This is a genomic window from Pseudomonas borbori (assembly GCF_900115555.1).
GTDB lineage: Bacteria > Pseudomonadota > Gammaproteobacteria > Pseudomonadales > Pseudomonadaceae > Aquipseudomonas > Aquipseudomonas borbori.
Window position 1 is genome coordinate 1 of record NZ_FOWX01000069.1, and the last position, 6653, is coordinate 6653.

7 protein-coding genes and 1 pseudogene are annotated in these 6653 nt (G+C 54.6%); all 8 read left to right on the forward strand.

Annotation, left to right across the window (positions count from 1 at the left end; genetic code table 11):
• A pseudogene (locus BM315_RS23660) lies at window positions 1-301 on the forward strand (IS3 family transposase); the annotation flags it as partial.
• A 171-nt stretch (window positions 302-472) separates the two neighbouring features.
• Complete coding sequence (locus tag BM315_RS23665; protein WP_244527375.1) at window positions 473-907, forward strand: hypothetical protein; 435 nt, start codon at window positions 473-475, stop codon at window positions 905-907.
• Between the two features lie 23 nt (window positions 908-930).
• A complete protein-coding gene (locus BM315_RS23670) occupies window positions 931-1491 on the forward strand; it encodes a winged helix-turn-helix transcriptional regulator (protein WP_090506095.1) in 561 nt (186 codons plus the stop codon).
• A 104-nt stretch (window positions 1492-1595) separates the two neighbouring features.
• Window positions 1596-1769: a hypothetical protein gene (locus BM315_RS24800; RefSeq protein ID WP_170862311.1), complete on the forward strand. Its 174-nt coding sequence runs from the start codon at window positions 1596-1598 to the stop codon at window positions 1767-1769.
• Between the two features lie 11 nt (window positions 1770-1780).
• Complete coding sequence (locus BM315_RS23680; RefSeq protein ID WP_090506100.1) at window positions 1781-2113, forward strand: YegP family protein; 333 nt, start codon at window positions 1781-1783, stop codon at window positions 2111-2113.
• A gap of 403 nt (window positions 2114-2516) precedes the next feature.
• Window positions 2517-2756 (forward strand): type II toxin-antitoxin system RelB/DinJ family antitoxin, encoded by a 240-nt coding sequence (locus BM315_RS23685; RefSeq protein ID WP_003284884.1) that lies wholly within the window; start codon window positions 2517-2519, stop codon window positions 2754-2756.
• Complete coding sequence (locus BM315_RS23690) at window positions 2746-3033, forward strand: type II toxin-antitoxin system RelE family toxin (RefSeq protein ID WP_044315231.1); 288 nt, start codon at window positions 2746-2748, stop codon at window positions 3031-3033. The genes BM315_RS23685 and BM315_RS23690 overlap by 11 nt, the downstream gene beginning before the upstream one ends.
• A 44-nt stretch (window positions 3034-3077) precedes the next feature.
• Window positions 3078-5465 carry a TOTE conflict system archaeo-eukaryotic primase domain-containing protein gene (locus BM315_RS23695; RefSeq protein ID WP_090506102.1) on the forward strand — a complete coding sequence of 796 codons (2388 nt, stop codon included), beginning with the start codon at window positions 3078-3080 and terminating at the stop codon, window positions 5463-5465.
• Window positions 5466-6653: the final 1188 nt, after the last annotated feature.

The window sequence follows — 6653 nt, forward strand, 5'->3', positions numbered from 1 at the left end:
ATACTGCCCGCAATGGCCGCAGGACGGCTTTGCCGACCTGAATGAAGCCAGGGGCTGGGTCAGGGACTTCATGCGCTGGTACAACCATGAGCACCGCCATAGCCGTATCCGCTTCGTCTCACCGGCCGAGCGCCATCGCGGCGAGGATCATCAGGTGTTGGCGCGCCGGCATGCGCTGTATCAGCAAGCCCGTGCCCGTCACCCGAGGCGCTGGTCAGGTAACACGCGCAACTGGGAGCCCATCGGGGCCGTCATGCTCAACCCGGAACGGGAGCAATCCGCGCTGGAAGAGGCGGCATAAAAAACACGGTCGACGCGACAACTACCTTGAAAAACGCCGGAGCTTGCTTCTATTGACCCTCGCATTCCCGATGAGTCGATCCCCAAACGTCTGAAAAACAGCCTCGTGAGGTGTGCAGGTGAACGTTATTCGCAGTCCGCGTTTACGTTCATTTCTGAGTTATTTGGTAACGTGGGGGATCATGCGAAGTCAGCGATTCCGGGTTTTGCAGCTCTTCAGCACTACCCGAAAGGTGGCAAGATCCAGACAGTGATCTCTGACAGCGGGATTGGCATTGTTGGAAGCCTTCAGCCCGTTCTGGAGCGGAGGTATCCGGAGCTTTTTCAACAGCTCGATTTCTCGAAGTCAGAGGCAGGGCCGGAACTGGTCTTGCACGTCATCAAGCAGGGGCGAGTCTCCAGTTCTGATGACGATGGTCGGGGGCTCGGGTTGAAACGAAGTGGTGAGGTGGCCGCTGATTTCAACGCAACGGTTACGGTGAGACAAAAAAATTTCGAGCTGACAATGGTCTACAGCGATGGTCGATTCAATCGCAGCCACCATCGCGTGGACATGCCAACCATCCTGGGAACCCATATCTGCTTCGACTTCTTAATTGACAGCTAGAGCCCTCTCGTTAAACTGAGCAAATGAATCAGAAATCAATCACGGTCAAGCTAAGAGACTTCACCGAGGACGACCATCCATTTGGCAATGTCCAGGGAAAGGCAACCTTTGGGAAGCTGCTCGACTTCGTTCACTCCCATCCGCAGTATTCCGTTTTTGGAGTCTCCCTCACCGGCATAGAGGCGACGGACGCATCCTTTCCGAGAGAAAGCGTGGTTGCAGTCGCGAAGTTTTTCAGGGGGGAGCGTGGCTTCTTCCTCAAGGATGTCAAAAGTCGAGACTTGCTGGACAACTGGAGCTATGCGGCCCAGGCCAAAGACATTCCTCTGACTGTCTGGGCCGATGACGGTTACCAAATTATCGGGCCTGAGATCAGCTCGTCCACGAAGGAACTGTTGGAGTGCGTGCTGTCTCAGCGTTCGGTTACTGCCGCCAAGGTGGCCGAAACGCTGAAAATTTCGGTCGCCAATGCCAGTACCAAGCTCAAAAAGCTCAAGGATCAAGGGTACATCCTCAGAGCCGAGGAGACGGCTGAGTCTGGCGGGATCGAGTACGTCTACCTTGCCATTGGCGAATCTGCTTAAACAGCTTTACATAATCAGAATAGAGGCGTAACGTTTGCTTCGACTCCAAGGGATTTGTGTAATCCCTGGTTAAACTGAATAAATAAAGCAGAATGGTGATCGATATGGCAACGAATCCTCCGGCAGGTGATGGGCATCGAAATGGTGCGGTGCGTCAGCGTTCCCAAACCCAGACTCCGTCTGGTCATTGGGTCAAACGTGATACGGAAACCGGCCAGTTCATAGACGTGAAAACGTCGGATAAAACGCCGTTCAAAGGCGTGCGGAAAGAGAAATAGGAGAACAGCTCATGAGTGCGAAATACGAGATTTTCCTGGGAGCGGATCGTCAGTATTACTTCCGGTTGAAGGCACCTAATGGCGAGAAAATTCTTGCCAGCGAAGGCTATACCACCAAGGCGAACTGCCAGAATGGTATCCAGTCGGTGAAGACCAACTCCCCTTACGATGCCAACTACAAGAAGCTGACGTCCATTAACTCCCAGTACTACTTCACCCTGCACGCAAGCAATGGGCAGGTAATCGGCAAGAGTGAAATGTATACGTCCGCTCAAGCACGTGATGGTGGTATCACGGCGGTTAAGGCGTACGGCCCGAGTGCTCCGGTGGTAGATCTCACCTGATACATCGTGTTTGTACAAACCCGCTTCGGCGGGTTTTTTGTTGCCTAAAAAAGGGGGGGCGCGTGGCCATTTCCCTGCAATCTTAAGGAGCTAACCGTTGCGGCTGTTCTGTAGACGGGGTTGGCAAGGCGAGAGACTCGGGAATTTATTAACAAAAACGTTAATAAATTCCCGAGCCGGGCGGTGCGTATATCGGGCGCTATGTTCAATAGTGCCCCGCTGCGGACAGGGTGCTGGCGACCTCTTCAGCATTATGTGGCTACCGGGCACCTGGGGTGTGGTGCCGCAGTTCAGTCAGGAGGCACTTGGTCGGTGTGTTACTGGCGGGGGTGCCAACCCGCTTGCCAAACGACGGCTATCCTGTCACTGTAAATACGAATGTCATTACAGTGAGGGCCGCACCATGGCGTCCATCAATATCCGCATCGACGACGAGCTTAAGGCGCGTGCTTACCAGGAGCTGGAAAAGCTCGGCGTCACCCCCTCTGAACTGATGCGCCAGGCTTTGCAGTATGTGGCCGAGCGCGGACAGCTGCCATTTCGCCCGGTGCTGATGACCGAGGAAGATGAAGCGTTAATCGCCACGGTTCGTGAACGCCTGGCCGCTCCTCAGCGCGTGAAGGTTGCGCTGGATGACCTATAGCCTTGAGTTTGATGCGCGGGCACTGAAGGAGTGGCAAAAGCTGGGTGATACCGTTCGCCAGCAGCTGAAGAAAAAGCTCGCTGAGGTATTGCTCAATCCGCGCATTGAAGCCAATCGGCTCCATTCGCTGCCGGACTGCTACAAGATCAAGCTGCGCAGCAGTGGTTATCGCCTGGTGTACCAGGTGCTTGACCACGAGGTGGTGGTGTTTGTGGTCGCGGTTGATCGCCGTGAGCGTGAGCAGGCCTATCGCAAGGCAGCCGAGCGTCTTAAATAGCGGGCTCAGCTGTTCCCCTATGACTGAAAGGTGGTCTCGGCACGATGAGTGGTGATGATCTGCTTGAGCATCTACGGGCCGAAAATGCGCGCTTGATCGCGCTGTTGGAAGCGCATGGTGTTGAGTGGCGCTTGCCTGACGAGCCGCCGCTAGTCGAACCGACTAGCCCGCCTCCACTGATAAGTTCGAGTCTCGACACGGATGCCAAGTTGGCATTGTTCAGGCGACTGTTTCGGGGCCGTGCCGATGTGTTTCCCGTGCGCTGGGAAAGCAAGGCCGGTAAATCGGGCTACTCACCGGCGTGCGCCAATGAATGGCGACCCGGTGTGTGTGAGAAGCCACGGATCAAGTGCGGAGATTGCTCGTTCCGCCAACTCCTGCCGCTGACCGATCAGGTGCTCTACAAGCATCTGGCCGGAGATATTGTCATCGGCGTTTACCCGTTGCTGCCAGACGACACCTGCTACTTCCTGGCGGTGGATTTTGACGAGGCCGATTGGCGTGAAGATGTCACGGCTTTTGCCCAGTCATGCTCTGAGTTGGACGTGCCGGTGGCACTGGAAATCTCTCGCTCGGGCAACGGGGCGCACGCCTGGATTTTCTTCGAGCGTAATGTCCCCGCCTATGAGGCGCGCCTGCTCGGCTCCGCGATCATCAGTTATACCTGCGAGCGTACCCGGCAACTGACGCTGGGCTCGTATGACCGACTGTTTCCAAATCAGGACAGCATGCCCAAAGGCGGCTTTGGCAACTTGATTGCCCTGCCCTTGCAGAAGCGAGCCCGCGCGCTCAACGGCAGTGTTTTTGTCGATGAGACGCTGACGCCCTATCCCGACCAGTGGGCATTTCTGGCCAGCATTCAGCCTATGCCCGTGCAGGATATTGTGCCGAAAACCCTGCTGGCCACTGGAGGTCGCCATCCGCTGGATGTCACCGCAGTTGCGGATGACGACGAGCCGAAACCCTGGCAGCGCACAGCGGAAAAGACTCAGAAGTTGGCTTGTCCGTTACCCGAGTCAGTGAACGTTACCCTGGCCAACCAGATCTATTTCGACAAGTCCGAACTGCCCCAGCCATTGGTCAACAAGCTAATCCGCTTGGCGGCCTTTCAGAACCCCGAATTCTACAAGGCACAGGCCATGCGTCTGCCTGTGTGGAACAAGCCCCGGATCATTGGTTGCGCGGAAAACTTTCCTCAGCATATCGCCTTGCCCCGTGGCTGTTTGGATGATGTGAGAACGTTGCTGCATGACAACGGGATTGAGCTGGTGCTGCACGATGAGCGCTTCGCAGGAGAACCCATTGATTTCCGCTTTGCGGGCACGTTACGCCAGGATCAAGAGACTGCTCTCGAAGGAATACTAGAGCACGACACTGGCATCCTCTGTGCGCCGACTGCTTTTGGTAAAACCGTCACGGCAGCCGCGCTGATTGCCAGGCGCGGTATAAACACACTGGTTCTGGTGCACCGGACGGAGTTGCTCCAGCAATGGAAGGAGAGGTTGCAGGCGTTTCTGGGCGTAGATAAAACGAAGGTCGGCACCATAGGCGGTGGTAAGGCCAAGCCGACAGGCATCATCGATATTGCCGTGATGCAGTCCTTGTCGCGGCAAGGTGAAGTCAGCGAGCAGGTTAAAAACTACGGGCAAATCATCGTGGATGAATGCCATCACCTGTCAGCCTTTTCATTCGAGGCCCTCCTCAAGGCTGCTGGGGCCAAATATGTGTTGGGTTTGACCGCTACACCCATACGTCGTGATGGGCAGCAGCCGATTATCTTCATGCAGTGCGGGCCCATCCGGCATACCGCGAGCAGGCCCGAGAGTGCTCCAGCTGATCTGGCAGTGACACCACTGTGGCTTTCTCAACCGATAGTCACGCCTGAAGGGACAGGCATCCAGGATGTTTTCTTGAAGGTGTGCAACGACACTGAGCGAACAGCCAAGATTGTTGCCGAGGTTGGCGACGCTTTTGATCAAGGCCGAAAGATCTTGGTGCTGACTGAGCGAACGGATCACCTCAGTGCTATCGAGGAACAGTTGGTTGGTCGGGTCGAGAACCTATTTACGCTGCATGGGCGGATGTCCAAGAAACAACGCACTGCGCTAATTGGCGAACTGGAAGCACTGCCAGCCGATGCACCACGGGTGATCCTGGCAACCGGGAAACTGGTTGGAGAGGGTTTTGACCACCCGGCACTGGATACCTTGGTGCTGGCTATGCCGGTTTCCTGGAAGGGTACTCTCCAGCAGTATGCGGGCCGCCTGCACCGGGAACATGCGAGTAAGGCTGATGTGCGTATCATCGACTTCATTGATGCCGGACATCCTGCTTTGCTGCGTATGTGGAGCAAGCGCCAAGCGGGTTACAAGGCTATGGGCTATCGATTTGCTGATTCGTCCAGCTCAATGGAGCTGCTGGCAAAGGGTTAACGAGCCCTCATAGACCACCAAGCTTTCCGTCTGTCGGAGTCGGAAAACGGCTGTTTCCTACACGATGGATTCGCCGTAATCTGGGTTGCATTGACAGGTTGTCAATCCAGGCTGTGGCTTGAGGTCTGCCTCCAGCGTATAGCTTGTATTGCTGAAATGTAGTGCTGCACGCGGCTCGTTTCAGGGGGTTACGGAAAATGCCATTTAATGCGGTCATTTTGACGGAAAATGCCACTTTATGTGGCTCGGTCATGCCAATAATGGTGCCCATTATTTTTTGTAAGTCATTGATTTAATTGGGATTGATGATTCTGACAAATGCCAGGTTTGTCGCCCGTCGACAGGTGTCGACGGGCAGGTTAATTGTCATGATTGTGCGAGTTATTGTCATGATGAAATCTGCCACTACCCCGGCCTAGCGCCGGGGTTTTTCTTTCTGGATCAGTGCTTTAGATGCAGCCTCGTAGTGTCCAGTAAGCGATTTATGTAGTGAAGCTACAGAGAAATCCCGGAAAATCTCGTTTTGAGAGTGCAGAAATCTGCGAGATTTTTGGAGTGAAAGACTCGCGGCAATTTGTGCCGATCAAAATAGCGTCACCCATCAGTCTCAAAAATTGTGATGGGTAGTCGAGTGCGACTCGCTTGCGGCTTCATCAAGCAAGGCTGATGTGCGCATCATCGACTTCATCGATGGGGGACACCCGGCTTTGTTACGGATGTGGAATAAGCGCCAAGCTGGCTATAAGGCGATGGGCTACCGGATCGTTGATACGTCCAGCTCAATGGAGTTGCTTGGTACGACGGGGTGATGAGCGTCTGTATCTAGCGCAGGAGGGCTTTGGTAAGTCCGGATATTGTTGCCAGTCAGTTCGGCCAAACAGCGCGGCAGAACGCGGAGAGCGGATTAGGAGAGGATGATCAACGGCTGACCCCTGCTCTGAAGATGGGGAAGCCAGAAAGCACTGAGGGGAGCCTGGGCTCCCCTCGAATAAGTTACGTGTGCTTTGTTTTTCTTGTTTAGCGATCTGTTGTTTTTATTGGTGATCGACAAGCTTTTCATCAGATCCCCAGAAGGGACCAAGGGCAAACGTATTTTTTTGGTTGCTGGCAGTGCCATTGTCACCAAGTGATCCAACCAGAACGAGCTACCTCAAGGTAGTTTTATTCTTCTAAAACTGGTTGCCGGTT